Below are 25,062 nucleotides of genomic sequence, written 5' to 3' on the forward strand. Positions count from 1 at the left end.
GCTAGGAGGGACTTGCATGAAACGAAAGCCAATCGCGATGATTCTATTATTTTTTCTCGTATTACATCCGGCTGTTGCCAAAGGTGAGGAAACAGCTGCTAACACGCTGCAAGAATTAACGGAACTATCAGATTCCATCTTTCAATTAACGAGACAAGCTAAATATGATGAGGCATTACAAGTCGCATTGTATGTTGAAAAGACATTTAAAGCTGAGAATTGGCGTGGAACTTTGACGAATACGCAGATTCGGCAAATTACACTTGGCTATCAAGATATGATAAAAGGGCTGCCGCAGGAAGAATTGAATGAGCGCGAAAAGCTTCGTTATGCTTCTCAATTTAGAATGCTGCTTGATGCGATCCAGTCGGATTCTGAGCCTCTTTGGGGTTCGCTCGAGAAGCCCATTATGGGGTCTTTTCCTACTTTGAAAAAAGAAGTGAAAGATCCAGAATCAACGACATTTTATGAAACTTGGAATGAGCTGGTTTCTTTATACGATATGATCTATCCGAGTTTAACCATTGATATTTCGCCTGAAAAGCTCCAGACGATTAAGCAGCACATGGAAGTGATTGAGCAAGGTGAATTTTTAAAAGCATCAAGTGGGACAAAGCTTGAACGTCTCACGAAGCTGGAAGAGGATTTATCGAGTGTGTTTGCTCACGTCGATGAAGATGAAGCTGATCCATCGCTTTTATGGGTCATCTTAACAACCGGGAGTATCATTTTATTAACGTTAACGTATGTTGGATTTCGGAAATATCGTGCTGAAAAAGAAAAGAAGCAAAAACGTCAGGCTGATTATCCTAAATCATAAAAAAAGAAGCCCAAAACTGGTGCTTCTTTTTTAATGTGGATTGAGCGGCTTTTTGTGTTCATCTAATGTAAAGCCTTCACCGAGTACATCATGCACGTCACTGACAGATACGAACGCATGAGGATCGACTGAGGTCACGACGCTTTTGAGGTGGACAAGCTCGTTTTTCGGAACGACGCAATAAAGGACGTTGCGCTCCTGCTTCGTATAGGAACCGACCCCTTTTAAGATGGTGACACCGCGCTCCATTTCATCCGTGATTTTCTTTTGAATGATGTCATCTTTTTCAGAGATAATCATGGCGCCTTTGGCAGCGTAAGCGCCTTCTTGCATGAAGTCAATGACCTTCGCAGCAACAAATACTGCAACAAGTGTATACATCGCTTCTTTATAATTTAAGTAGGTAAGAGAAATGGTAATGACGCATGCGTCGAAGATGAACATTGTTCGTCCCATGGCCACCTGATAATGCTTGTTGATCAGCCTTGCAATGATGTCTACACCGCCTGTTGTACCGCCGAATTTAAAGATGATCCCGAGGCCTGTTCCGATAAACACACCTGCAAAGAGGGCGGCTAAGGCTAAATCGTGCTGGAGAGGCATATGTATTTGAAAGCGCTGGAAGATGGCAAGAAAGACAGAAAGACTGACTGTGCCTACAATTGTATAAGTAAACATCGTTCTGCCGAGCATTTTCCAGCCAATAAAAAAGATTGGAATGTTTAAGACAAGGTTTGAAATAGATGGGTCAATGTGAAATAGAAAATATAAAAGCAGTGTAATACCTGTAAATCCGCCTTCCGCCAAATTGTTCTGCATATTAAAATGAACAAGACCGAAAGAAAAAATCGCAGATCCTATTAAAATAAATACGATATTTTTAAGACGAATTTCTTTTAGCAAGAGATCACTCCTTTTTTTGCTTAGACAGCGATAATATTATATGGTATGGGAGAGAAACAAGCAAACTGAGTCTTAAACATTTGTCAAATTTTTATGATTTCGCTAACATGTAAGAGATGGATAGGAGGATGAGCTTCATGACGAAAGAAAAAACGCTGGGTCACGTGCAGCAAGAAGTAGATGATTACATAGGACAATTTAAAGAAGGCTATTTCAGCCCGCTTGCCATGATGGCCCGTCTGACAGAAGAATTGGGAGAGCTGGCAAGAGAGGTTAACCATTACTATGGAGAAAAGCCGAAAAAAACAACGGAAACAGAAAAAAGCATGGAAGAAGAAATAGGCGATGTATTGTTTGTGTTAACATGCCTCGCTAATTCACTTGATATTTCACTAGAGGAAGCACATGACCGTGTGATGCATAAATTCAACACAAGAGATAAAGACCGCTGGACGAAAAAAGAAGGGAAGTAGAGACGATGACGAATGAAACCATCAAAGTAGTAATCGCTGGAGCAAGAGGAAGAATGGGGATAGAGGCTGTGAAGCTGGCGGAAGAAACAGGCCATTTTCAGCTGGTGGCCGCACTTGATCACGTGCATGAAGGAAAAAAATTATCTGATGTGATCCATACGACCTCTCATGCGCCAATTTATACAGATATTGATGTGTGTCTTTCAGAAACAGCACCAGATGTATTAATTGATCTGACGACACCAGAAATCGGGAAAGTACATACAAAAAAAGCACTTGAACATGGCGTGCGTCCAGTCGTAGGCACAACTGGATTTTCAGAAGATGACCTAAAAGAGCTTCAGCAATTAACAGAAGAAAAGGGCATAGGCTGTATTATTGCGCCAAACTTTGCTGTCGGTGCGGTCTTAATGATGAAATTTGCCAAAATGGCCGCGAATTATTTTCCTGACGTTGAAATCATTGAGCTTCACCATGATAAAAAACTAGATGCCCCAAGCGGTACGGGCTTAAAAACGGCTGAAATGATTGCAGAAGTTAGAGAAAGCAAAAAGCAGGGACATCCAGAAGAGAAAGAATTGATCGAAGGGGCACGAGGAGCAGATTATGATGGTATCCGTCTGCACAGCGTCAGACTTCCTGGTATGATTGCACATCAAGAAGTGCTGTTTGGAATGGACGGACAGACGCTTACCATTCGTCATGATTCTTATAACCGTGCATCCTTTATGTCAGGTGTGAAGCTTTCAGTGGAACAAGTCATGCACATTGATCAGCTCGTCTATGGTTTAGAAAATATCATCGACTAATAAGGAGTGGATTCCTGATGAACATTGCTTTAATCGCTCACGATAAGAAAAAAAGTGACATGATACAGTTTGCCACCGCGTACCGTGATATTTTGGCAGATCATACACTTTACGCAACAGGGACAACAGGTTTGAGAGTGAAAGAAGCGACGGGGCTTCCCATTCATCGTTTCCAGTCAGGACCACTTGGGGGAGATCAGCAGATCGGTGCTTTAATTGCTGATAATGCAATGGATCTTGTGCTCTTTTTTAGAGACCCGCTAACTGCGCAGCCGCATGAACCGGATGTATCTGCACTCATCCGGCTTTGCGATGTGTATACCATTCCATTAGCCACCAATATGGGAACCGCTGAAATTTTAGTCAGGAATTTAAATAAAGGTACGTTTGATTTTCGAGATGTAGCAAAAAACGGAGGAACAAATGAAACGACTTGATATCCTTGCATTCGGTGCCCATAGCGATGATGTAGAGATCGGAATGGGCGGAACGATTGCAAAATACGTAAAAAAAGGGGCGCGCGTCGGGATTTGCGACTTGACCCAGGCCGAATTATCTTCAAATGGAACAGTAGAGAGCCGCAAAGAAGAAGCAAAAGCCGCCGCCGCTATTTTAGGTGTCAGAGCGAGAATCCAGCTCACACTGCCAGATAGAGGGCTGTATCTAAATGACGAAGCGATGAAGGAAATTGCGGGCGTGATTCGAACATACAAACCGAAACTGATTTTCGCTCCGCACCACCAAGATCGGCATCCAGATCATGGCCATGCGGGCTCACTTGTAGAAGAGGCCGCTTTTTCTGCAGGTATACATAAATTTGAAGATTCATACAAGCAGCCAGCGCATAAAATAAGCCAAATGTATTATTACATGATTAATGGGCACCATCGTCCAGATTTTGTGATTGATATTTCTGAGGAAATGCACCAAAAAATTGATAGCTTGCATGCGTATAAAAGTCAATTTATTAAATCGGCAAATTCAGTAGAGACACCTCTTGTGAACGGTTATATTGATTTTGTCAAAATGAGAGAGTCTATGTATGGAAGAGAAGTCAACAAAGCTTATGCAGAAGGGTTTATCACAAAGAAACCACTTTTGATGGACGATGACTTACTTGGGGGGTAATTATGAAAAAACTGAAGGTCGGAATTACATGTTATCCAAGTGTCGGCGGATCGGGCATTATAGCCACGGAGCTTGGAAAACGTTTAGCTGAAAAAGGGCACGATGTTCATTTCATTACCTCTAGCATTCCGTTTAGGCTTAATAAAGTGTATCCGAATATTTATTTTCATGAGGTGGATGTGAATCAATATGCTGTTTTTCAATATCCACCTTATGACCTTGCGCTGGCAAGTAAATTGGCAGAAGTCGCAAAACGAGAAAAGCTTGATATTATTCACGCACATTATGCGGTCCCGCACGCTGTCTGTGCGTTTTTAGCCAAACAAATGACTGGACACTCTGTGAAAGTCGTTACGACGCTTCATGGAACGGATATTACGGTTTTAGGGTATGATCCATCATTAAAGGAAGTCATTCGGTTCGCCATCGAATCATCGGATCGTGTGACGGCGGTGTCGCATTCATTAGCTGCACAGACGTATGATCTCATCAAACCAGATAAAAAGATTGATACGATTCATAATTTTGTTGATGAACGGGTGTATTTGCGTGAAGATCACGATTTGCTAAAGACACATTATGGTCTTTTACCGAACGAAAAGGTTATCATCCATGTATCAAACTTTCGAAAAGTGAAACGGGTGCATGATGTGATTCATGTGTTTCAAAAGATTTCTGAACAGGTGCAGGCAAAGCTGCTACTCATTGGTGATGGTCCTGAAAAATCGGTCGTATGCGAACTTGTGAAAAAACTGGGACTGACAGACCGCGTGTTGTTTTTAGGCAAGCAAGAGAAGGTTGAGGAGCTTTATTCAATAAGTGATTTGAAGCTGCTTCTTTCAGAGAAGGAGAGCTTTGGGCTTGTGCTTCTTGAAGCAATGGCGTGCGGTGTCCCTTGTATAGGAACGGATGTCGGAGGTATTCCAGAAGTCATTACACATGGAGAAACAGGGTTTCTTGTCCCGCTCGGCGATATAGACGGAGCAGCTAAGTACGCAGTGTCTCTGCTAAATGACGAAGCGCTTCATGAAAAAGTGTCAGCGGCAGCTCAGTCTAGTGTTCAGGCTCATTTCTCCTCTGAAAAGATTGTGAGTGAATATGAAAAGCTTTACCTAGAATTGATCGAAGGTGATGTTGAAGATGAATGAACCATTCACACATGCGATCCCTATATTACATACACTGCACGAACATGGGCATCAGGCTTACTTTGTCGGCGGAGCGGTGAGAGATGTTCTATTAGGACGGGAAATCGGCGATATCGATATTGCGACAGATGCAACACCTGATAAGGTTGAGTCCTTATTTGAAAAAACAGTAGATGTCGGTAAGGAGCATGGCACTGTCATTGTTTTACATGAGGGTGTCAGCTATGAGGTCACGACATTTCGAACGGAATCAGAATATGAAGATTTTCGCAGACCGAAAGAAGTGGCGTTTATCAAGTCGCTTAAGGAAGATCTTTTAAGAAGAGATTTAACGATTAATGCGATGGCTATGGATATAAACGGGGAAATCATTGATCATGTAGGTGGTAAACAGGATATTAAGCGGAAACGAATTCAAACCGTAGGAGATCCTGCGTGCCGCTTTCAAGAAGATGCGCTTCGTATGATGAGAGCTGTCCGTTTTTTAAGCCAGCTTGGCTTTGAGCTGGCTGATGAGACGGCTGAAGCTATGAAAAAAGATAAGCATTTGCTTGCCAACATATCGGTTGAGCGCAAAAAGATTGAAATGGAGAAGCTTTTAAAAGGCCGTCATTGTGAGCAGGCCATTCAAGTGCTCATCTCAACTAAGTTATATGAAGAATTACCAGGTCTCAAAGAGGATCGTCTTCACGAATCCTTTCAATCCTTTCCATATTACTTGCTGGATGGACTAGAAGAGGTATGGGGGGCTTGTATCCATTTGCTTGGCCTAGATGAAGCGGAGGCTGCGGTCTTCTTAAAAGAATGGAAGCTGTCAACGAAGCTTTTGAAAGACGCAATAGCTATTAGTAAATACGTTGATTGTGACTGGGATGCGGAAAACATGTTTGAAGCTGGTGAACACGTGCTCTTATCTAGTTTGAAGATCACGCAGCTAAAACATGAACGCCGCATTTTCTTTGATGAGCTGGAGGCAGCGAAGCGTTCTTATGATGCACTGCCGATTAAAAAGCTCCAAGACCTCGCTGTTTCAGGAAAAGATTTAATGGCCTTTCGGCAAAAGACGTCTGGGAAATGGATTGCAGAAGAGCTTCATTTTGTGAAAAAAGCTGTTTTGCAAAACCGTTTAGAAAACCGAAAAGAAGCCATAGAGGAGTGGCTTAAAGAATGCGATCCGCAATTAGAAAACGATTAATTGAACTATTTACAGCATCCAGCCAGGATTTTGTCTCAAGTCAGCAAATTTGTGATGAGCTTGGCTGCTCCCGAACGGCTGTATGGAAGCATATGGAAGACTTGCGAAAAGAGGGGTATGAGGTAGAAGCGGTCAGAAGAAAAGGATACCGTCTGCTTCGTAAACCGGACAAAATTAGTGAGGACGAAATTCTGTTTGGTCTTGAAACAGAGAGCTTCGGCAGGCATATTTACTTTCAGAAAGAAGTCGCTTCAACTCAGCTGATTGCCCATGATCTTGTAAATGAAGGTGCGCCCCACGGCACGATCGTTGTCAGCGATCACCAGACAGACGGAAAAGGCCGCCTTCAAAGAACGTGGCATTCACCAAATGGGACAGGCATTTGGATGAGTCTCATTCTCCGGCCTGAGATCCCGCTATATAAAGCGCCGCAAATGACGCTTTTGGCATCAGTAGCCATCGCAGAAGCGATTGCGAAGCAAACAGGACTCACTCCATTAATTAAATGGCCAAACGATATTTTGTTGAATGGAAAAAAGGTCGTTGGCATTCTGACTGAATTAAAAGCAGAAGCTGACCAGGTTCATGCGGTCATTATTGGACCGGGCATAAATGTGAACCAAACAGCTGATGACTTCCCAGCTGAACTAAAGGATGTCGCCACAAGTCTGCGAATGGAACTGAATGAAAAAGTGGATCGGGCTGCACTCATACAACAGATCATGTCCGCCTTTGAAAAAAGATATGATGATTATATGAAGCAAGGATTTGCACCAATTAAACAACTATGGGAATCGTTAGCGATGACGATCGGTCAACATATTGTTGCCCGCACCGTCAATGGGCAATATACGGGGAAGGCGCTTGGAATCAATGAAGAAGGTGTTTTATTGCTTGAAACGGAGGACGGTATCCAAAAAATCTACTCCGCAGACATTGAGATCAAGTCAACTTGAGTGGAACACCCGGCACATTTTTGATATACTTCGTGTGGGCAGTATCTGCAAAGAACTGTACCTGTTAGGAAGAAAAATTTGATAAATTTCTGCCTTGATCCTAAGGGACTTGGACAGAGGGATGATTCGCCGCACATGAGAAATTAACGCATGTGATGTGAGGCAAGCCATCTCCTCTCCAGAATGAGGAGGAACAAATGAAGACAAAGCTAGATTTTTTCAAAATGAAAGAACAAAATGAACCTATTGTGATGCTGACCGCATACGACTATCCAGCTGCAAAGCAAGCGGAAAAAGCGGAAGTCGACATGATTTTAGTTGGTGATTCACTTGGGATGGTTGTACTTGGATTAGATTCCACAGTTCAAGTCACGATGGATGATATGATCCATCACACAAAAGCAGTGAAAAGAGGCGCAAAAGACACATTTGTTGTGACTGATATGCCATTTATGTCTTACCATTATTCGTTAGAAGAAACAATGAAAAATGCAGCACGCATCATGCAAGAAAGCGGTGCCGATGCCTTAAAGCTAGAAGGCGGAGATGGAGTATTTGAATCCATTCAAGCTCTAACAAGAGGCGGCATTCCTGTCGTCAGTCATTTGGGCCTCACACCTCAATCAGTTGGTGTACTTGGCGGGTATAAGGTGCAAGGAAAAGACCACGAAAGTGCTCAAAAATTGATTGAAGACAGCTTGAAATGTGAGGAAGCTGGTGCAATCGCACTTGTGCTGGAATGCGTACCTGGCGAACTGACAAAACGAATTACCGACATGCTGAAGATTCCTGTGATCGGAATTGGTGCAGGAGCTGAGGCAGACGGACAAGTTCTTGTTTACCATGATGTGGTAGGATACGGGGTGTCTAGAACACCTAAGTTTGTGAAACAATACGCGCAAATTGATACTGTTTTAGAAGAAGCGCTCATTCAATATACAAAAGAAGTAAAAGCACGCACATTTCCAGAGGACATGCACACGTTTCATATCAAAGAAGAAGTCCTTGATGGCTTATATGGGGGAATCAAAAAATGAACGTTGTCACCCATATTCACGAGCTAAAAGAATTAATCAAGCAGCATCAAGATAAGCGGCATTCCATCGGTTTTGTTCCGACGATGGGCTTTCTTCATGAAGGACATCTGACGCTTGCGAAGGAGGCAAGAGGACAAAATGACATTGTCGTGATGAGTATTTTTGTCAATCCTTTGCAATTTGGACCAAATGAAGACTTTGAATCCTATCCAAGAGATATGGAAAGAGACCAGCGTCTTGCACAAGCAGCAGGAGTGGACATTTTATTTACACCTGATGTGAAAGAAATGTACCAAAATGAACCATCTATTACAATGACGGTTCAAAAGCGGACGGATGTCTTATGCGGAAAAAAACGTCCAGGACATTTTGACGGCGTTGTCACTGTGCTTACAAAGCTGTTTCATCTTGTGTTACCAACAAATGTCTACTTTGGTCTAAAGGATGCACAGCAAGTCGCTGTGATTGATGCGATGATCAAGGATTTCTTCTTTGATCTTCACCTTGTATCTGTACCAACAGTCAGAGAAGAAGACGGTTTAGCGAAAAGCTCAAGGAATGTATACTTGTCAGAAAAAGAAAGACAAGAAGCACCTGCATTATACCGCGCATTAAAAAAAGGACGGTCAGCTGTTGAAAAAGGTGAACGTGATGTCAGCCGTGTGTATCAGCTGATTGAAGAGGAACTTGTTCAGACGAGCGGGGAAATTGATTATATTGAGATCTACTCATATCCAGAACTTGAGCCGCTTGAGCAGTTAGCAGGTCAAGTCATTATGGCGATTGCGGTGAAATTTTCACGGGCAAGACTGATTGATAATGTGATTTTCCATGTACCTGAAAGCGGTGAAAAACATGTATAGAACCTTTATGACATCTAAGCTTCATAAAGCGACGGTAACAGAAGCAAACTTACATTATGTAGGAAGTATTACAATTGACGAAGATTTACTTGATGCGGCAGGTATGATGGCAAATGAGAAAGTACAAATTGTCAATAATCATAATGGCGCGAGACTTGAAACATATATTATTCCTGGCGAAAGAAAGAGCGGTGTCATTTGTCTAAATGGGGCGGCGGCGAGATTGGTTCAGCCAGGGGATGAAGTCATTATTATCGCTTATGGGATGCTGTCAGAAGAAGAAGCAAAGACACATACACCAAAAGTGGTCGTGTTAAATAAACAAAATCAAATTGAGCAAATGATTGGGCAAGAGCCTGCGAGAACGATTTTATAACGCAAGCTCCAGAAACAGAACAGTTTCAGGAAGGGAAGCTGTTCTGTTTCATCTATTTTGTCCAGAGTGTGTTTCACTTCAGGGTGAAACGAGGAATTGAGGTGTCCATTTTATGACCGATCAAAGGTTTGTTGTCGTTGATATTGAAACCACCGGGAATTCACCTAAAAAAGGTGATAAAATCATTCAAGTAGCTGCGGTGGTCATTGAAAATGGACAAATTGTCGAACGGTATTCAAAATATGTGAACCCGGGAAAAGCAATCCCTGGATTTATTGAACAGCTGACAGGCATTCAGCAGCACATGGTTGACGATGCAGTGTTTTTTGAGGACATTGCCCAAGAGGTGTATGATCTCATACAGGGTGCTTATTTTGTTGCGCACAATGTTCATTTTGATTTGAATTTTTTAAATGATGAACTAAAAGCATGCGGGAAAAATGAGCTGGATGTGCTAGCAATTGATACAGTTGAGATTTCTAGAATTCTTTATCCTGAGCTTGAAGGTTATAAGCTCACTGAATTAAGTGAAGAGCTCATGCTTCCACATGACCACCCGCATAGGGCGGATAGTGATGCGGAAGTTACTGCCATGTTATTTTTAACTTTATTACATCAATTAAAACATACACCGCAAAATGTGCTGAAGCAGCTGCGCAGATTATCCTCTTATCTTCTAAGTGATATAGGACTCTTAATTAAGCAGCTTGAAACGAGTCATGCCAGCCTGGAAGATTCTTTGGTGGAAGTCGGCTCTTTTTCTGTAAAAGATGTCACCAATCCTATCAGTAGGGCGACACATTCAGTAGGTGAAGATGATGAAAAGCTGTTTGAGGAGATCAAAAAGAAACTTCCGCAAACGGTAGAAGGCTATGAGGTAAGAGAAGGCCAGCTTACGATGATGAATAAAGTGAGAGACGTTTTTCATGAACGAGCCTATGCATTAATTGAAGCGGCACCAGGTATTGGGAAAACGCTCGCTTACCTCATCCCAGCTGCTTTAGAAGCGAGGAAATCAGGAAAACCTGTCATTATTAGTACATATTCCATCCTGTTACAGCAGCAAATGCTTCAGCGCGATGTGCCGATGTTGAATCAACTGCTCCCGTTTGAGCCTGCTGCCTGTGTCTTTAAAGGCCGGGCGCATTATATTTGTTTAGATAAGTTTGAGCATGTGCTTCATGAGGAAGATGATAACTATGATGTGGTCTTAACGAAGGCGCAAATTTTAATGTGGCTCCTTGTAACGGAAACAGGTGATTTATCTGAACTGAATTTACCGTCAGGAGCCGCCAATATAAAAGACCGCATTTCCTGTGTACATATGCCGTTTACATCAAAAAAGCGCCGTTTTAAAGAGTATTGCTTTTATGAGCGCGCCAAAAAAAGGGCAAAAACAGCTGATTTAATTTTAACGAATCATCGTCTGCTCTTATCACAAACAGAGGCATCGTCTATCTTTCAGCATGCTGACGTATATGTGATAGACGAAGCCCATCAATTTGAGAAAACAGCCAATGAAACACTAGGGGATAGTGCGTCTTATATCCAGCTACATGCGAAATTAACGCAGCTTGGCTCCTTGCAAGGCGGACTGTTAAAGAAACTGAAAAAAAGATTTCATCATGCAGGGTTACAGACGGACACTTTTATTGAAATGGATGAGTATCTGAATCAGCTTCAAATGGAAAGTGACGCTTTCTTTAGCACCGTTCATTCATTTGTGAAAAGGACAAAACCAAAAGCCGACATCAATCGTCTCATTCATAGAGTACGTCATCATTCAAAGCATGCTCAGTGGAAACGGATTAAAGAAACGGCAAGTAAGCTTTGTTCCTTGTTAATTGCTTGTGAGAAGCTGTATGAACAGCAAAAAAATGAGCTTCTTCAAAAAAGTGATCAGCTGACAGAACACTTTGCCTTTGAAGCAGAGGAATACGACCAAGTCATGTCGTTTATGCATACTTTTTGCAGTACGCTTTACCGGTTTATCTTTGAACCGAAAAACGATGAAACGGTTTGGATTGAAATTGATGCAAAGGGCGCCAAAAACGCTGTCTTTATGCATGCACAGCCGTTAGATACTGGGGAGCTTTTGGCTGATCGTTTCTTTATGAACAAAAAGAGTGTCGTCCTTACATCAGGGACGCTTACGATCAATCACCGCTTTGATTATTGCTTGGAACGGTTTGGCCTGCAAGATTTTTACCCTCATCTTGTGCAAATTGATTCACCTTTCGAACTTGAAAAACAGCTCAAGGTCATTGTTCCAGCAGACATGCCGCCGATTACAAATCGTGATGAACGAGATTATGTAAAGCAAGCTGCGCAATATATTAAGATTATGGAAAAGCAGCAGCATGCAAAAATATTGGTTTTGTTTAATTCACATGAGATGTTAAAAGCAGTCTATGATGAGCTAAAAACAGAAGGGATGCAGTCCGCCCTTTTTGCTCAAGGTCTGACAGGCGGAAGCCCCGTAAAATTAACGAAAATGTTCAAATTAGCAAAACAAGCCATTTTGCTTGGTACGGGTAGCTTTTGGGAAGGTGTTGATTTTCCAGGATCAGAGCTGACAACAGTCATCATGGCACGTCTTCCGTTCCGGCCGCCTGATTCTCCGCTCATTGAAGCAAAATGTGATGCAGCTAAAAAACAAGGGAAGAATCCATTTAAAGCCGTCGCTTTGCCAGAAGCTGTGTTAACCTTTAAGCAAGGAGCTGGACGCTTGCTGCGCTCTGAAAAAGACATTGGCACATTGCTGATTTTAGACCGCCGAGTGAAAACCGCTTCATATGGAAAACTATTTTTAGAATCACTCCCTCATGCGCCAGTTCACGAGATGTCAAAAGAGTCACTTGAGGCGTATATAGAAAACCTTAACAACGAAAAGCCGCTGTCATAAGCGGCCTTTAGCTGGTGTGGGTTTGGAGTTAATTTATCGTAACGGTTTTTTGTGATCCGTTGTAAAAATAGTATCGGTTCCCGTGCAGAAAAGTATGACTAACAATATTTACGTACCGAGGAGGAATTAGAAGTGGAAAGTAAAATAGAGGTACTTTCAACTGTTCAAATTAAGCATTCAGAAGACCTATACAAAATCGTTGATGTATTGAACAGAACGCTTAAAAGAGAAGATCTCATGTTTGGATTAGCATTAGACCAAGAAGACCAAAATCAAGCGGTATTCACGATATATCGCACATAGGGGAAGCTTGACATGAAAAAAATAGTCTGGATTATTTCATCTGTAGTGGCTCTCGTTCTGCTCATTGGCATCATCAGTTTTACGTGGATTTATCAAATTGCCATGGGACAAAGAGAACAAGGGCATGAAGCCGCGATCGAACGAGCAAAAGAACAAGCAAACATCGTACAAGTGGAGCAAGTGGAAACCTTTGTCGGGAAAGAAAAGCAATTTATTGTTGAAGGGAAAAACAAACAGAATGAAACGACCTACGTTTGGGTTCCTGCCAGCAAAAAAGAAAAAGTGATCGCAAAAAAAGCAAAAGAAGGCATTACCTCGAATCAAGCAGTACAAGCCGTTCAAAAGGAGAACACGGTCTCTAAGCTAAAAGAAGTCAAATTAGCGAGAGAAGGTGACGTACTCCTTTGGGAAGTGACGTACTTAAATGAGAACAATCAATATAGCTTCAGCTATGTCGACTTTTCGACAGGACGCGTGGAAAAAAATTTAACACCGTAGTTTCTCCTGTCTTGCGTTGACCATGCTGATTTAGAACGGTTATAATAAAATGTATGAAAAAAGATTCACACCTGACAAATAGGTGAGTTTCTTTCTGGCTTTGGAGGGAATTATGTTGAAAACAACGATTAATCAAGTGTTCAAACACGTCGATCAAGAAGTAACCATCGGCGCATGGATTGCCAATAAACGTTCAAGCGGAAAAATTGCATTTTTGCAGCTGCGTGACGGGACAGGGTTTATTCAAGGAGTCGTAGTAAAAGCAGAAGTGGAAGAGGAAGTCTTTAAGCTTGCGAAATCAGTCACACAAGAAACATCTGTCTATGTGACAGGTCAAGTGACAAAAGATGAGCGTTCACCACTAGGTTTTGAATTACAAGTGAAATCCATTGAAGTGATTCATGAAGCGACAGATTACCCAATTACACCGAAAGAGCATGGAACAGAATTCTTAATGGATCACCGTCATTTATGGCTTCGTTCTAAAAAACAGCATGCCATTATGAAAATCCGTAACGAAATTATTCGTGCTACATATGAATACTTCCATCAAGAAGGTTTCGTGAAAGTAGATCCGCCAATTTTAACTGGAAGTGCACCTGAGGGCACAACGGAACTGTTTGCTACTAAATATTTTGATGAAGATGCGTACCTTTCTCAAAGTGGTCAGCTTTACATGGAAGCTGCAGCAATGGCACTCGGAAAAGTATTCTCATTTGGCCCAACATTTAGAGCAGAAAAATCTAAAACAAAACGTCATTTAATTGAGTTTTGGATGATCGAGCCTGAGATGGCTTTTGTCGAATTCAATGAAAACCTTGAGTATCAAGAAAATTATGTGTCTCATGTTGTTCAAAGTGTACTTGAAAACTGTAAAGTGGAGCTGCATACACTAGGTCGTGATACAGCGAAATTAGAAAACATCAAAGCACCATTCCCGCGCATCACTTACGATGAAGCGATTAAATTCTTGCAGGAAAAAGGCTTTGATGATATCGAATGGGGAGATGATTTCGGGGCGCCTCACGAAACAGCGATTGCCGAAAGCTATGATAAACCAGTGTTTATCACTCATTACCCAACATCATTAAAACCGTTCTATATGCAGCCAGCACCAGATCGTGAAGATGTTGTCCTTTGTGCAGACTTGATTGCACCAGAAGGCTACGGAGAGATTATTGGCGGTTCTGAGCGTGTTCATGATTTAGAGCTTCTTGAAGCAAGATTGAAAGAACATGGGCTTGATCAGGAAACTTACAAATGGTATACAGAATTAAGACAATACGGTTCTGTACCGCATTCAGGTTTTGGTCTTGGACTTGAACGTACAGTTGCTTGGATTAGTGGAGCGCCGCATGTGCGTGAAACCATTCCTTTCCCAAGATTATTAAACCGTTTATACCCTTAAGACGTGAAAGCCTCCAACAAATGGAGGCTTTTTCAAACGTCTTTTTAGGGAGGCACGTGAAATAAAACGTGATATACTTAAAATGAAGAGGTGTATCCGATGAATAGGCAGCAATTTATTAATATGCAGCAAATGGGGGCGACAAGTTTGCCTAATTTGCTGATTGCTCATTATGAGCAGTTAGGACTGAATGAATCACAGATGATGGTCATGCTCAAGATTAAAATGAATGAAGAACAAGGTGTTTTCTTTCAAACATTTGAAGAGCTTTCTCATGGAATGACCATATCAGCGGAAGAGTGCGCGTATATGGTGCAGCATCTGATTCAAAAAGGATTTATCTCAATTCAGCCATTTGAAGACAGGTCTGGTATTCAGCATGACCGTTACTCAGTAGAACCTTTATGGGGCGTGCTGTTTGACTTTTTAGAAACAAAACAGGCGAAAGAAGCTCAAAAACAACATGTGCAGGCAGAAAAATCTTTATATGCTTTATTTGAAGATGAATTCGGCAGACCGCTGTCTCCTCTTGAAGGAGAAACACTTTCGATCTGGATGGATCAAGACCATCATGATGCTGAAATGATTCGGCTAGCGCTAAGAGAAGCCGTTTTATCAGGGAAATTAAATTTCCGTTATATTGATCGAATTTTATTTGAGTGGAAAAAGAAAGGGCTGAAAACAGCGGAAGAAGCAAAAGAGCATAGCCAGCATTTCCGTTCTCAGCAGAAAACGCCACCTTCAAAAGAAGAGACGTCCACTTATAAACGACAAGTTCCTTTTTATAATTGGCTGGAACAATAACCAATAAAGGAGAAGGCATGTTATCAAAAAAACAAATCAATGAGTGTTTAGATATTATAGGAGATATGTTTCCAGAGGCTGAGTGTGAGCTTGTTCATGCCAATCCATTTGAGCTTGTGATTGCTGTTGCGCTCTCTGCTCAGTGTACAGACGTGCTTGTAAATAAAGTCACCAAAACGTTATTTCAAAAATATAAAACACCAGAAGACTATTTAAGTGTACCGCTTGAAGAACTGCAGCAAGATATTCGCTCGATTGGTCTTTATCGAAATAAGGCTAAAAACATTCAAAAGTTGAGCAAAATGCTGATTGAAGAATATGGCGGTGAAGTACCAAAGGACCGGGATGAGCTTGTCAAGCTTCCTGGGGTTGGCCGGAAAACAGCAAATGTCGTCGTTTCAGTCGCTTTTGGGGTACCGGCAATAGCAGTAGATACACATGTAGAACGAGTCAGCAAGCGTCTAGGCATCTGCCGCTGGAAGGATTCTGTGCTTGAAGTAGAGCAAACCTTGATGAAAAAGGTGCCAAAAGAAGATTGGTCTGTGACGCATCACCGCCTGATCTTTTTTGGGAGATATCATTGTAAGGCGCAGCGGCCGCAGTGCGAATCGTGTCCGCTTCTTGATATGTGCAGGGAAGGGCAGAAGAGGCTGAAAAAAGGACTGGTGAAGCTGGCATGAGCGGGGCAGCTATTTTCACCTCATATGTCGAAAAGCTAAAAGAGGAAAAGGTAGAGATAAAAGGTGATCGAGTAGATATACTGAGAGCCAATCCGCTCGCATATGATCTATCTTCGGAACCTTTAACAGACGAGCTTCCATGGCAGGAAACAGAAGAATTTGTTCCATTCATGTTCGAACTGTGGAACGAATTAAAAGAAAAAATGCTTCCTCGTTTCCAAACAAGGAAATCCCGCTGTGATGAAGATGATATGCTGCAAGGAATCATCAGTATGATTGCGATGTTTTACTGGATTAAAGGGGAGAGAGTCCAAACGTTTGAATGGGAACTTATCAAGCAAGAGACATTTCCTGTTGCTCCGATTAATTGGACGGAACGTTTAGAGTTCATTTTGTTAAAACCTACTCAATATCACTGCTTTATTCAATTGGACGAGCTATATACGGAATTAAAAAAGCAGTATGGAAAATATGAAGCACTTAAGAAAATCAGACAGCAGCGTTAAAAAAAAGCACTTGCCAAGGAGGCAAGTGCTTTTTCATTATTCATCTTCTTTACGAGAAGTAGAATTTGATGGCGAATTGGAACTTTGAGAGTTGGCTTTCGCATCATCTTTCTTTTTATCTTTATGATCAGTTTGTGAGTTGCTGTTCCCATTTGTACTGTCTGAGCCATCATCTGAAGAACCATTATTTCCGTTTTCGGTATTTCCGCCTTGGTCTTTATCCTTATCTTGATCTTTTTTGTCATCAGGCTTTTGCTCATCAGTGCCAGGTGGCTGATTTTTGTTATCGTCTGTTTGGTCTGTCTGCTCGTCGTCAGGCTGCTGCGGTTCTTCTTCTTCTTTATTCTCATCATCCGCTTTTTCTTCTTCATCAGCGTCATCCTTAATGGTGAGGAAGGTAGAAGCCGCTTTACTTGTGACATCCTCTACAGTGGCTGTCACTTGGAATTTATATGTGGAGCCAGGCTTCACATCAGAGATGACCGCTTCTTTAGCAGAGCTGTTTTGAATCTCTTTATAGCCGCCATTATCAACCGCTTGCTTGACATTAAATGTAGCATCAGCGTCGTCAGAATAGCCCCAAGTCAGTGTGATGGATTTTTTCTCTTCATCATATACCGCTTTTAAGTCAGAAGGCTTATCGGCTTCTTTTTTCTCATAAGTGTCAGACACTTTTGTTGGAACTGTTCCTTTAACAAAGTATTCTGTTGTCTTTTTGTCACTTGGTGTATTCGGTCCGGCTAATTTTGCTGGATCTGAACCTTTTTCAACCGTAGCTTCGACGACACTGTCTGGTTTTTCAAATGAGCCGCTTCCATCATCAATTTGAGAAATTAATCGCTGGAAGACGATTTTGGCAACACGCTGCTCGTAATCAGTCAGCCACATTTTACCGTCTGCATCTTTTGAATTACCGATTCCAGTCCAAACGGCTGCTGTATATTGCGGCGTATAACCGACAAACCACGAATCTTTCGCACCGCCAGAAGGGATATTGTATTTATTAATATCATCTTGTGTAAAGTTCGTTGTACCGGTTTTACCAGCTACTTGAACGTTCGGTACTTGTGCAAGTGTACCAGTTCCAGATTGAACAGCAGTTTTCAGCATGTCTGTGATCATAAATGCTGTGTAATCACTCATCGCTGCTTTCGAGTCCGGCGTAAGGTCAAGCTTTGTACCGTCATTAAATTCAACAGATGTGACAGCGTGCGGTTCGTTATAGTATCCGTTATTACCGAATGCACTAAATGCTCCAGCCATCTTCAGAGAGGAGACACCATCGTCAAATCCACCGATTGAGTAGGACTCAGGAATGTCAGAAGGTAAATCCATACCTAAGTTATTAGCGAATTGAACGGCATTGTCCATGCCAGCTTCTTGGAAAGCTTTTAGGGCAGGAATGTTACGTGATTGTGCCAAAGCACTTCTCATCGACATTTTCCCTAAATGTCTTCTGTCAAAGTTATTAATCGGCGTCCCGTTTGAGTACGTATATGGTGCATCATCAATTTGCTGATATGTTGACCATTTTTTGTTTTCAATGACTGGGCCGTAATCTAAGATCGGTTTAATTGTGGACCCTGGCTGGCGTTTTGCATCTGTCGCATAGTTAAAGCCGCCGGCTGGTACATCACGTCCACCGCCAATGGCGCGTATTTCACCATTTTTCGTATCAAGCAGGGTGACACCCGCCTGCATACCTTTCGTAAATCCAACTGAATCTCCATTGATGATATCATCTAGGTGATCCTGTGCTTTTCGATCAAGTGATGTATAGATTTTTAATCCATCAGTTGATGCATCCACTTTAGCTTTTTTCTGTACTTCTTCCATCACTTCTTCAATGTAGGCAGAGTACTTACTAGAGTTTTGACTCTTATATTTACTAGCTGAAACAACTGTCTTGTTGACAGGGGTTGCTTTTGCAACGTCATAATCTTTTTCAGAAATATAGCCTTGTTTTTTCATAAGGCTTAAAACGATATTACGGCGTTTTTCCGCTGCCTCTGGGTGTTTCACTGGGTTATAGGCAGAAGGACTCTGCGGCATACCTGCAAGAGTGGCAGCTTGTGCAACGGTTAGTTTATTTAAATCTGTGACTCCGAAAAATTGTTCAGCTGCTTTCCCCACACCATAAGCATAAGGGGAGAAGAAAATACGGTTTAAATACATTTCTAAAATTTCATCTTTAGAGTATTTTTGCTCAAGCTGAATCGAGAGCCATACTTCCTGTACTTTCCGTTTTAACGTCTTTTGATTGCTCAGGAGGGAGTTTTTCACAACCTGCTGTGTAATTGTACTTCCGCCTTCAGCGCCAAAGCCGTCCTCAACGTTTGCGACAAGGGCACCGCCAATACGGATTGGGTCAATCCCGTGGTGCTTATAAAAACGTGCATCTTCAGTCGCAATAAAAGCGTCTTTTACCACATCGGGTATATCTTTTATCGATACATACGTTCTTTTTTCTGCACCAACTTCTGCAAACACTTTCTTGTCTTTATCATAAAGTTTTGAAGAGTATGGTGTTTTAAGCTTACTATCATCAATAGAAGGAGCGCTTGATGCAAAAACGGCAAAAGTTGTGATTCCGGCAACTAAACAAAGTAGACCGATCACGAGTAAAGATAAAAATATTTTTTTAAATAGACCTGCTTTCTTTTTGCCTTTTTTGTTCTTTTGCTTCTTATTGTTTTCTTGACTTGCTTTACGTCGCTGCTCACGACTTGTAAATTGATCAGACATCACATCTCAACCTTTCGTGTTAAACCTTTTTCGAACGTAATTGCTGCTTGCTTTCATCCGAAAAATGAAGTGTCTCCACTACTTTAATATAATCAATTCTTGGCGAATATCCAAGTGTCATTATGTGGCCAGCTTCCATTAATTCGTCTTTGCTAATGGATTTACGGCCGTTTTGCTTCTGCCGCTCCCAGAAGAAAAAGAGATCTGAAGCGGGCAAATAATAAACGGAGCCAAAAGCGGATATAATAACGAAACAAATGCCGCCTTGCTTTTCAACCTGTTTCATATGCTCAATTTGATGGTCGTGGAAATTTTTGAGCGGAAACGAGGTAGTGCTTTTGGTTTCCTTTGCTTCAAAATCGATATAGCGGCCTTTGTACACCCCGTTATAGTCTGTTGTGGAGGATTGTTTAAAATAGGCTTCTTTAATGACAGCAGCACTTCTTTTTGGATAATCCACATTCACAATTTGAACTGGGGTAGGCTTTTTATGAATGACTGCGATCCCGTTGACCAAATAGTATTGGTTCGTTTCATTTAAATCAGCCTCAAGCGTCATCCCGCGGTTACTATAAGAGGATTCGCCGCTGATTCTTTTTTTTGTCCCAATGGGCTGATACGATTTTCCGTTTGGATACCGAATCATCAAGTTTCAGCCTCCTTTTAATGCATTTTGTATTGGAGAGATCACCATGTTGTCCCAAGAAGAGCACATCATCACTCAGCAAATTTTGCGTGAAACGAAAGCAAAAAATAAAGACAACCTGACGAGGACAAATGCTTACAAGCGGTTTTATGACCGGCATCCAGAGATGAAATGGTCGCTGCTCGCTTCCTTTGTCTCGAGAAATGCAGGGTGGTCCATGACAGATTTAAAGGGCGAACTCTTCCATCCAGGTTTAACGGATCAGCAGGGGCATCTTTTTTTCACAGCATATGAAAGAGCGAATTGGCTGATCTTTTCGGATGCTTATCCTCAGCTTCTTTTGTATGAATGGTCTAAGAGATGCAGTCAACCTTTGTTTCATCTGCTGCCTTATTTCTCCGTGTCTCGTTTTATGAGCGCTGAGTGGAAACATTTTTGGCTAAAGCATGACACAGAGCGTCTGCTTTATGCACTCATCATAAATGAACAATATACTATACAATCTCCTATTATACAAAATCCTCTTCTGAAAAAGAATGTTTTTCACTCGATTCAATATCTTTTCAGCGAGTGGGGACATTTCCAAACCGTTGTTTTTCCAACGGTGGACGGGCATTTGTACGGCTTAACCATACGGAAGTTTTCCAATGTAAAGGAACGCATTACATTAGGTAAAAAACTAGCGAAACTATTATTTCGAGCCGATTTGTTTTCGGATTTTTATCATTTTTTGCATACCGTTCCGCATACTGGGTCTCGGTTTGATTTTGAGCCGTTTTTAGGGATCGCTAGAAGGTCAACACCTTTTCTTCGGACGGTTTATCCGGTGATGACACATTCATTAGACGATCAAAGGGAAGATTGGTTTCAAAAGAAATTGAGTCCATCTTTATTTGAGGCAGAGGCGCTGCCAAAGCAGATTGAGCTAACGGACTGGTATTTTCATAAAAAAAGACAGCTTCGTTTTCTTTTCTCATTAGAGCACTATTTTTTGCATAAATAAAAAGCAGGGGGTGCCTGCTTTTTTTACGTAGATGGACGATTAGGACCGCCGAGCTTTTTATCAAGCTGATCTGTACTGTTTTCTTTCCCTTTTGGATTTTGCTCTTTTGGTGCTGGCTTCTTTTTCATGAAATCTACCTCCTTTTGTCCTTAGAATTTACACAATCGGACGCAATCATACAAAGAAGGACAAGCATCTGTCGAAAAGGAAGAAATAGCGCTTATCTACACTTAGATTGGCGATTTGCTTCTAGTTTTGTCATGTGTGAAGGAGGGTGAGAAAGAAAAGAGAATGTAACGAGAGACGATAAAGGAGGAATCTGATGATGAGCGAATTTGTATCAAAAGAATCCATTATGCAGTTGTTAGAGGAAATCGAGCGAAAAATTGATGCGGTGGAAGCGGAGCTGTCTCTTGCTGTGAATCAGACAAAACGTGCAGCGATAGAAGAGCAAGAACAAATAATTGACCGCCTTGAATCAGAAGTAAAGGACTGTGAAGTGAAGCTTCATGCAGCCGAGTATAAACTGGCGGCAAGACCGGCATATCACGCCGGATAGCTTTTCTATTTGAGCAATAGGTAAACGTTTGATAGGATGGTTCATAGAGGTGAACACTTTGGATAATCAAACATTATTTGAACATACACAAAACTTGAGAATATGGATCGAAAAAGCGTATGAGCAGTACCAAAAGGGAAAGGCTGAAGAGGAGTACCCATCGTATGATTTTTATACGGATATTCAGCCAGCCGTTGATACATTTGATCAGAAAATGGAAGAGTGGCTCACCGCAGCTATTTCCTTTGTTCAACAGGTCAAACCTAGATATTTACACCAAGAACAGCTTGAAGCCGTAAAAGAAAATGGTAAAGAGGTTGTCCTGCAATCTTATTTTGGCAAACAGCATGCACCCCGTGTAAAAAATTTAGTTGAGTCAGTGGTTTACACACTGAACCTTTTAATAGAAGAAATCAAACAGCGCAGCTAAAGACATAATGCTGCGTTTTTCTTATGACTTCTTTAGGCACATCTTCTGCTTTTGATCATAATATATGAGTGACATCAATATGTGTTGAGAGCGAGAGGAGCGAGATAGATGTTCCCTTATTCAAACCAGCAGCCTTATGAATTCAATCAATTCAATCAAAGGCCTTTTCCGTATTCAGAGATGCAGCAGCAGCCTCCGCAGCCTCCAGACTATTTCATGCCGCCATATCAAGGTGGAATGAACCAGGCACCATCTACTGTTTATCAGCCGCCTTATGGATACCAAGAAAATGTGCCGCTTATGCAGCCGCCAGAAGCGATGAATCCACCCCAAATGCAGCCGCCAGGCATGATGCTCATGCAGCAGCCTATGAACCCATATCCTTTGCCAAGACCGCAAAAACAGCAGCCTTCTCAGTTTAAAAGTGTGCTGTCGCAATTCAAAAAGACGAATGGGCAATACGATTTTAACAAAATGTTTGATACAGCTGGCCAAATGATGAGTACAATGAATCAAGTAGGCTCATTGGCGAAAGGATTTACAAGTATTTTTAAAGCATAGTTAAAACCCAATAGATCGATCTATTGGGTTGTTTGCTTTGGCGCAGATACACGAAGCGATTGATCTTTCCACACACTTTGCATTTTCGTTTCATCTATTTTTGCCGGCATTAAAATGGTTTTGGTAAAGCTTGAATACGAGGAAGTCGTATCCGTTTTGATTTTTTCCTGCACTGATAAGTGTAAATATTGGGCTTTTACTTCTAACGCAATGTCACCTTCGACAAAATGGTCTGGAAATTGAATCTCGATATAGACATTCTGTTCATCCTCTGTCACATCAGTCGTAATTGATGCAAGTGATTGCGATGTGGTCATGAGTGCCTCCGCACTATTTAATATCTCGTGAAACGGGGAGGATGCAAAAAATTGTTCAATCGCTTCATATAGCATATCTTCATTTGCCAGCAATTCATGTTTGTTTTCGCCATCTTGTTTCATTTGAATCACCTCTCATCTACAGCCTATGCAGAAAGGGCTCAGGCGGTTATCAATTGATGAGAGGAAAAAATTATGATTAAATAGTGTTGAATGAAGCAAGGTGTATAGGCGTAAAGTTTCTTACACTAAATAGATTTAGGAAGCAAAGCTTGAAGGGAGCAAATTGACATTGCTGAAAAAATTATTCGGTTTCGGAAAAAACCAAGATTATGTAAAGGAAGAAGTCATTTATTCTCCAGTTGATGGAGAGTTAATGGATATGACTGATGTACCAGATCCCGTCTTTTCTCAAAAGATGATGGGAGACGGCGTAGCAGTAAAACCAAAAAGTGGGACGATTGTGTCACCAGTAGAGGGTGAAATCATTCAGCTCTTCCATACAAAACATGCAATTGGCATTCGAACACTCTCGGGGCTTGAGCTTCTGATTCATATCGGACTTGAAACAGTTGGGTTAAATGGTGAAGGATTTGAAGCGCACATTAAAGAAGGGGATAAAGTGAAAATCGGTGACCCTCTTATTACGTGTGATTTAGAACTGATTGAAGAGAAAGCATCAAGTACAGTGACACCGATTGTGATTATGAATGGTGACCTAGTCGAACGACTTGATAAAGAACCAAAAGGCTCTGTAGAAAAGCAGATGTCCAAGCTCTTTACAGTGAAAATGAAATAATTCATGAATAGAAAAAACTACCCGTTAATAGGGTAGTTTTTTTATTGAGGATATTAATCCTCCATTGGAACCCAGCCTTGACTCGCTTCCATGACAGACCACAATCCTTCTGGAATGAGATACTTGTCTTTTTGGCTGCGTTTAATGACGGTTTCAATCTCTTGTTCTCTGCCTTCTTTAATCTTTTTAGCCCAATCTGGGTCGACGATCAGCTCTCGTGCGACAGCAATCAGAGGAATCCCTTGATTGTAAGCATGGAGAGCATCTTCAGCTGTAATGACGCTGCCTACTCCAATAAGCGGAAGAGTATTGCCGCAGCGTTCTTTTAGCAGTTCCATACGTGTTTTATTAGAATCTGCGCCTCGTCTTGCTTTAGAGCCAATCTCCATTAAAGAGATATGCAAATAATCGAGGTTTTTTGTTTTGAGAACATCCACTAATGTAAACGTCTCTGTCATTGTTAAACCAGGTGTTTCAGGTTCTTCAGGAGATAACCGGTATCCAAAGATAAAAGGTTTAGCCGCATGTTCTTTGATGGCCTCTTTGACTGCATCTACAACAGCAATAGGGAAAGCTAGACGTTTTTCTTCATTTCCTCCCCATTGATCTGTACGCTGATTGCTATGAGGTGAGTAAAATTGCTGTAATAAATAACCGTTTGCTCCGTGAATTTCCACGCCGTCAAAACCTGCTTGAACCGCTCGTCTTGCCGCTTCTTTAAAGGAGTCGATAATATGAGTAATTTCCTCTTCTTTTAAAGCGCGTGCAATTTGTTTTCCATCTTTGAACACATCACTTGGCGCAACCACATCACCGTTTGGAACTAAATGAGGGAGAGCCTGTGAGCCGCCGTGATGAATTTGGATAATGGCTTTTGTTCCTTTTGCCTGGATTGCTGAAGCCAGTTTTTTCAGACCTGGTATATCTTCATCTCTTGCGATAGAAGGCTGTCCTTCAAATGCCTTCCCATCTGGAGTCACGTTCGCACATGCTGTAATCACCATACCCATTTCACTTGATCTAGCTGTAATGAAATCAATTTCGTCTTTTGAAATGGTGCCATCGTCATGAGAACCAAAGTGTGTCATTGGAGCAACCACTAACCTACCATCAATAGAGGCACCTCCAGGAAACGTAAATGGTTCAAATAAAGGCTTAAATTCGTTTTTCACTCTGATCATCTTCTTCCT

29 protein-coding genes are annotated in these 25,062 nt (G+C 41.6%); 23 read left to right on the top strand and 6 right to left on the bottom strand.

The genetic code is table 11. From position 1 onward, the window contains the following. Positions 1 to 16 precede the first annotated feature (16 nt). Positions 17 to 820: a sporulation protein YpjB gene (ypjB, locus tag C9414_RS08525; RefSeq protein WP_034280441.1), complete on the top strand. Its 804-nt coding sequence runs from the start codon at positions 17 to 19 to the stop codon at positions 818 to 820. Between the two features lie 30 nt (positions 821 to 850). On the opposite strand, the gene C9414_RS08530 is transcribed toward ypjB, so the two are convergent. Further along, positions 851 to 1,723 carry a YitT family protein gene (locus C9414_RS08530; protein ID WP_024422789.1) on the bottom strand — a complete coding sequence of 291 codons (873 nt, stop codon included), beginning with the start codon at positions 1,721 to 1,723 and terminating at the stop codon, positions 851 to 853. A gap of 137 nt (positions 1,724 to 1,860) precedes the next feature. Here C9414_RS08530 and C9414_RS08535 point away from each other — a divergent pair, with 137 nt between their 5' ends. The 17 genes from C9414_RS08535 (at position 1,861) to C9414_RS08615 (ending at position 16,812) form a co-directional block, all read left to right on the top strand. Continuing rightward, the gene (locus tag C9414_RS08535; protein WP_107163426.1) at positions 1,861 to 2,196 is read left to right on the top strand and encodes a nucleotide pyrophosphohydrolase; all 336 of its coding nucleotides are present in this window, start codon (positions 1,861 to 1,863) and stop codon (positions 2,194 to 2,196) included. 5 nt (positions 2,197 to 2,201) lie between these two features. Then, the gene (gene dapB, locus C9414_RS08540) at positions 2,202 to 3,005 is read left to right on the top strand and encodes a 4-hydroxy-tetrahydrodipicolinate reductase (protein ID WP_039179514.1); all 804 of its coding nucleotides are present in this window, start codon (positions 2,202 to 2,204) and stop codon (positions 3,003 to 3,005) included. A 17-nt stretch (positions 3,006 to 3,022) separates the two neighbouring features. Beyond that, on the top strand, positions 3,023 to 3,442 hold the full coding sequence (gene mgsA / locus C9414_RS08545; RefSeq protein WP_034280445.1) for a methylglyoxal synthase: 420 nt from the start codon (positions 3,023 to 3,025) through the stop codon (positions 3,440 to 3,442). Next, complete coding sequence (bshB1, locus tag C9414_RS08550; RefSeq protein WP_059377981.1) at positions 3,429 to 4,133, top strand: bacillithiol biosynthesis deacetylase BshB1; 705 nt, start codon at positions 3,429 to 3,431, stop codon at positions 4,131 to 4,133. The genes mgsA and bshB1 overlap by 14 nt, the downstream gene beginning before the upstream one ends. Positions 4,134 to 4,135: 2 nt before the next feature. Continuing rightward, the gene (gene bshA / locus C9414_RS08555) at positions 4,136 to 5,281 is read left to right on the top strand and encodes an N-acetyl-alpha-D-glucosaminyl L-malate synthase BshA (RefSeq protein WP_107163427.1); all 1,146 of its coding nucleotides are present in this window, start codon (positions 4,136 to 4,138) and stop codon (positions 5,279 to 5,281) included. Continuing rightward, entirely contained in the window at positions 5,274 to 6,476 is a 1,203-nt protein-coding gene (locus C9414_RS08560; RefSeq protein ID WP_107163428.1) for a CCA tRNA nucleotidyltransferase, read from the top strand. The genes bshA and C9414_RS08560 overlap by 8 nt, the downstream gene beginning before the upstream one ends. After that, a complete protein-coding gene (locus tag C9414_RS08565; protein ID WP_107163429.1) occupies positions 6,449 to 7,432 on the top strand; it encodes a biotin--[acetyl-CoA-carboxylase] ligase in 984 nt (327 codons plus the stop codon). Before C9414_RS08560 ends, C9414_RS08565 begins: the two co-directional genes overlap by 28 nt. 197 nt (positions 7,433 to 7,629) lie before the next feature. Next, a complete protein-coding gene (gene panB, locus C9414_RS08570) occupies positions 7,630 to 8,469 on the top strand; it encodes a 3-methyl-2-oxobutanoate hydroxymethyltransferase (RefSeq protein WP_024422781.1) in 840 nt (279 codons plus the stop codon). Next, complete coding sequence (gene panC / locus C9414_RS08575; protein ID WP_107163430.1) at positions 8,466 to 9,332, top strand: pantoate--beta-alanine ligase; 867 nt, start codon at positions 8,466 to 8,468, stop codon at positions 9,330 to 9,332. The genes panB and panC overlap by 4 nt, the downstream gene beginning before the upstream one ends. Further along, positions 9,325 to 9,708: an aspartate 1-decarboxylase gene (gene panD / locus C9414_RS08580; protein WP_024422780.1), complete on the top strand. Its 384-nt coding sequence runs from the start codon at positions 9,325 to 9,327 to the stop codon at positions 9,706 to 9,708. The genes panC and panD overlap by 8 nt, the downstream gene beginning before the upstream one ends. A 112-nt stretch (positions 9,709 to 9,820) precedes the next feature. Continuing rightward, positions 9,821 to 12,613: an ATP-dependent DNA helicase DinG gene (gene dinG, locus C9414_RS08585; RefSeq protein WP_107163431.1), complete on the top strand. Its 2,793-nt coding sequence runs from the start codon at positions 9,821 to 9,823 to the stop codon at positions 12,611 to 12,613. A 132-nt stretch (positions 12,614 to 12,745) separates the two neighbouring features. Next, entirely contained in the window at positions 12,746 to 12,916 is a 171-nt protein-coding gene (locus C9414_RS08590) for a YpmA family protein (protein ID WP_064497519.1), read from the top strand. A 12-nt stretch (positions 12,917 to 12,928) separates the two neighbouring features. Next, positions 12,929 to 13,414 (top strand): cell wall elongation/penicillin-binding protein regulator TseB, encoded by a 486-nt coding sequence (tseB, locus tag C9414_RS08595; protein ID WP_039179489.1) that lies wholly within the window; start codon positions 12,929 to 12,931, stop codon positions 13,412 to 13,414. A gap of 115 nt (positions 13,415 to 13,529) precedes the next feature. Beyond that, entirely contained in the window at positions 13,530 to 14,822 is a 1,293-nt protein-coding gene (gene asnS, locus C9414_RS08600; protein ID WP_087975939.1) for an asparagine--tRNA ligase, read from the top strand. 99 nt (positions 14,823 to 14,921) lie between these two features. After that, positions 14,922 to 15,626 carry a DnaD domain-containing protein gene (locus tag C9414_RS08605; protein WP_047203234.1) on the top strand — a complete coding sequence of 235 codons (705 nt, stop codon included), beginning with the start codon at positions 14,922 to 14,924 and terminating at the stop codon, positions 15,624 to 15,626. Between the two features lie 17 nt (positions 15,627 to 15,643). Further along, positions 15,644 to 16,306, top strand: coding sequence for an endonuclease III (gene nth / locus C9414_RS08610; RefSeq protein WP_024422776.1), 663 nt, complete (start codon positions 15,644 to 15,646; stop codon positions 16,304 to 16,306). Beyond that, on the top strand, positions 16,303 to 16,812 hold the full coding sequence (locus tag C9414_RS08615; protein ID WP_107163432.1) for a YpoC family protein: 510 nt from the start codon (positions 16,303 to 16,305) through the stop codon (positions 16,810 to 16,812). The genes nth and C9414_RS08615 overlap by 4 nt, the downstream gene beginning before the upstream one ends. A 36-nt stretch (positions 16,813 to 16,848) precedes the next feature. Here the strand turns inward: C9414_RS08615 and C9414_RS08620 are convergent, their stop codons facing one another. Together C9414_RS08620 and recU are read right to left on the bottom strand one after the other, a co-directional pair. Beyond that, entirely contained in the window at positions 16,849 to 19,557 is a 2,709-nt protein-coding gene (locus C9414_RS08620) for a PBP1A family penicillin-binding protein (protein WP_047203236.1), read from the bottom strand. Positions 19,558 to 19,576: 19 nt separating this feature from the next. Next, entirely contained in the window at positions 19,577 to 20,203 is a 627-nt protein-coding gene (gene recU, locus C9414_RS08625; protein ID WP_107163433.1) for a Holliday junction resolvase RecU, read from the bottom strand. A gap of 46 nt (positions 20,204 to 20,249) precedes the next feature. Here recU and C9414_RS08630 point away from each other — a divergent pair, with 46 nt between their 5' ends. Next, positions 20,250 to 21,206 carry a DUF2515 domain-containing protein gene (locus C9414_RS08630; protein ID WP_107163434.1) on the top strand — a complete coding sequence of 319 codons (957 nt, stop codon included), beginning with the start codon at positions 20,250 to 20,252 and terminating at the stop codon, positions 21,204 to 21,206. A gap of 23 nt (positions 21,207 to 21,229) precedes the next feature. Here the strand turns inward: C9414_RS08630 and sspM are convergent, their stop codons facing one another. Further along, entirely contained in the window at positions 21,230 to 21,334 is a 105-nt protein-coding gene (gene sspM, locus C9414_RS08635) for an acid-soluble spore protein SspM (protein ID WP_039179471.1), read from the bottom strand. A 197-nt stretch (positions 21,335 to 21,531) separates the two neighbouring features. On the opposite strand from sspM, the gene C9414_RS08640 reads away from it, so the two are divergent. The 3 genes from C9414_RS08640 (at position 21,532) to C9414_RS08650 (ending at position 22,756) form a co-directional block, all read left to right on the top strand. Next, entirely contained in the window at positions 21,532 to 21,765 is a 234-nt protein-coding gene (locus C9414_RS08640; protein ID WP_224928722.1) for a DUF5446 family protein, read from the top strand. Between the two features lie 49 nt (positions 21,766 to 21,814). Next, positions 21,815 to 22,195, top strand: a complete 381-nt coding sequence (locus tag C9414_RS08645) for a YppE family protein (protein ID WP_258182586.1) — start codon at positions 21,815 to 21,817, stop codon at positions 22,193 to 22,195. Between the two features lie 108 nt (positions 22,196 to 22,303). After that, positions 22,304 to 22,756, top strand: coding sequence for a YppG family protein (locus C9414_RS08650; protein ID WP_107163436.1), 453 nt, complete (start codon positions 22,304 to 22,306; stop codon positions 22,754 to 22,756). Positions 22,757 to 22,776: 20 nt separating this feature from the next. Here C9414_RS08650 and C9414_RS08655 read toward each other — a convergent pair whose 3' ends face one another. Continuing rightward, positions 22,777 to 23,196: an Hsp20/alpha crystallin family protein gene (locus C9414_RS08655; RefSeq protein ID WP_047203241.1), complete on the bottom strand. Its 420-nt coding sequence runs from the start codon at positions 23,194 to 23,196 to the stop codon at positions 22,777 to 22,779. Between the two features lie 169 nt (positions 23,197 to 23,365). Between C9414_RS08655 and C9414_RS08660 the strand changes: the two genes are divergently transcribed. Beyond that, positions 23,366 to 23,872, top strand: coding sequence for a PTS sugar transporter subunit IIA (locus C9414_RS08660; protein WP_107163506.1), 507 nt, complete (start codon positions 23,366 to 23,368; stop codon positions 23,870 to 23,872). Positions 23,873 to 23,925: 53 nt separating this feature from the next. Here the strand turns inward: C9414_RS08660 and C9414_RS08665 are convergent, their stop codons facing one another. Further along, positions 23,926 to 25,044: an NADH-dependent flavin oxidoreductase gene (locus C9414_RS08665; protein ID WP_258182587.1), complete on the bottom strand. Its 1,119-nt coding sequence runs from the start codon at positions 25,042 to 25,044 to the stop codon at positions 23,926 to 23,928. Between the last annotated feature and the right edge of the window lie 18 nt (positions 25,045 to 25,062).

The sequence above is a fragment of the Bacillus sp. Nf3 genome (genome assembly GCF_003028545.1).
In the GTDB taxonomy this organism is placed as follows: Bacteria; Bacillota; Bacilli; order Bacillales; family Bacillaceae; genus Bacillus; species Bacillus safensis.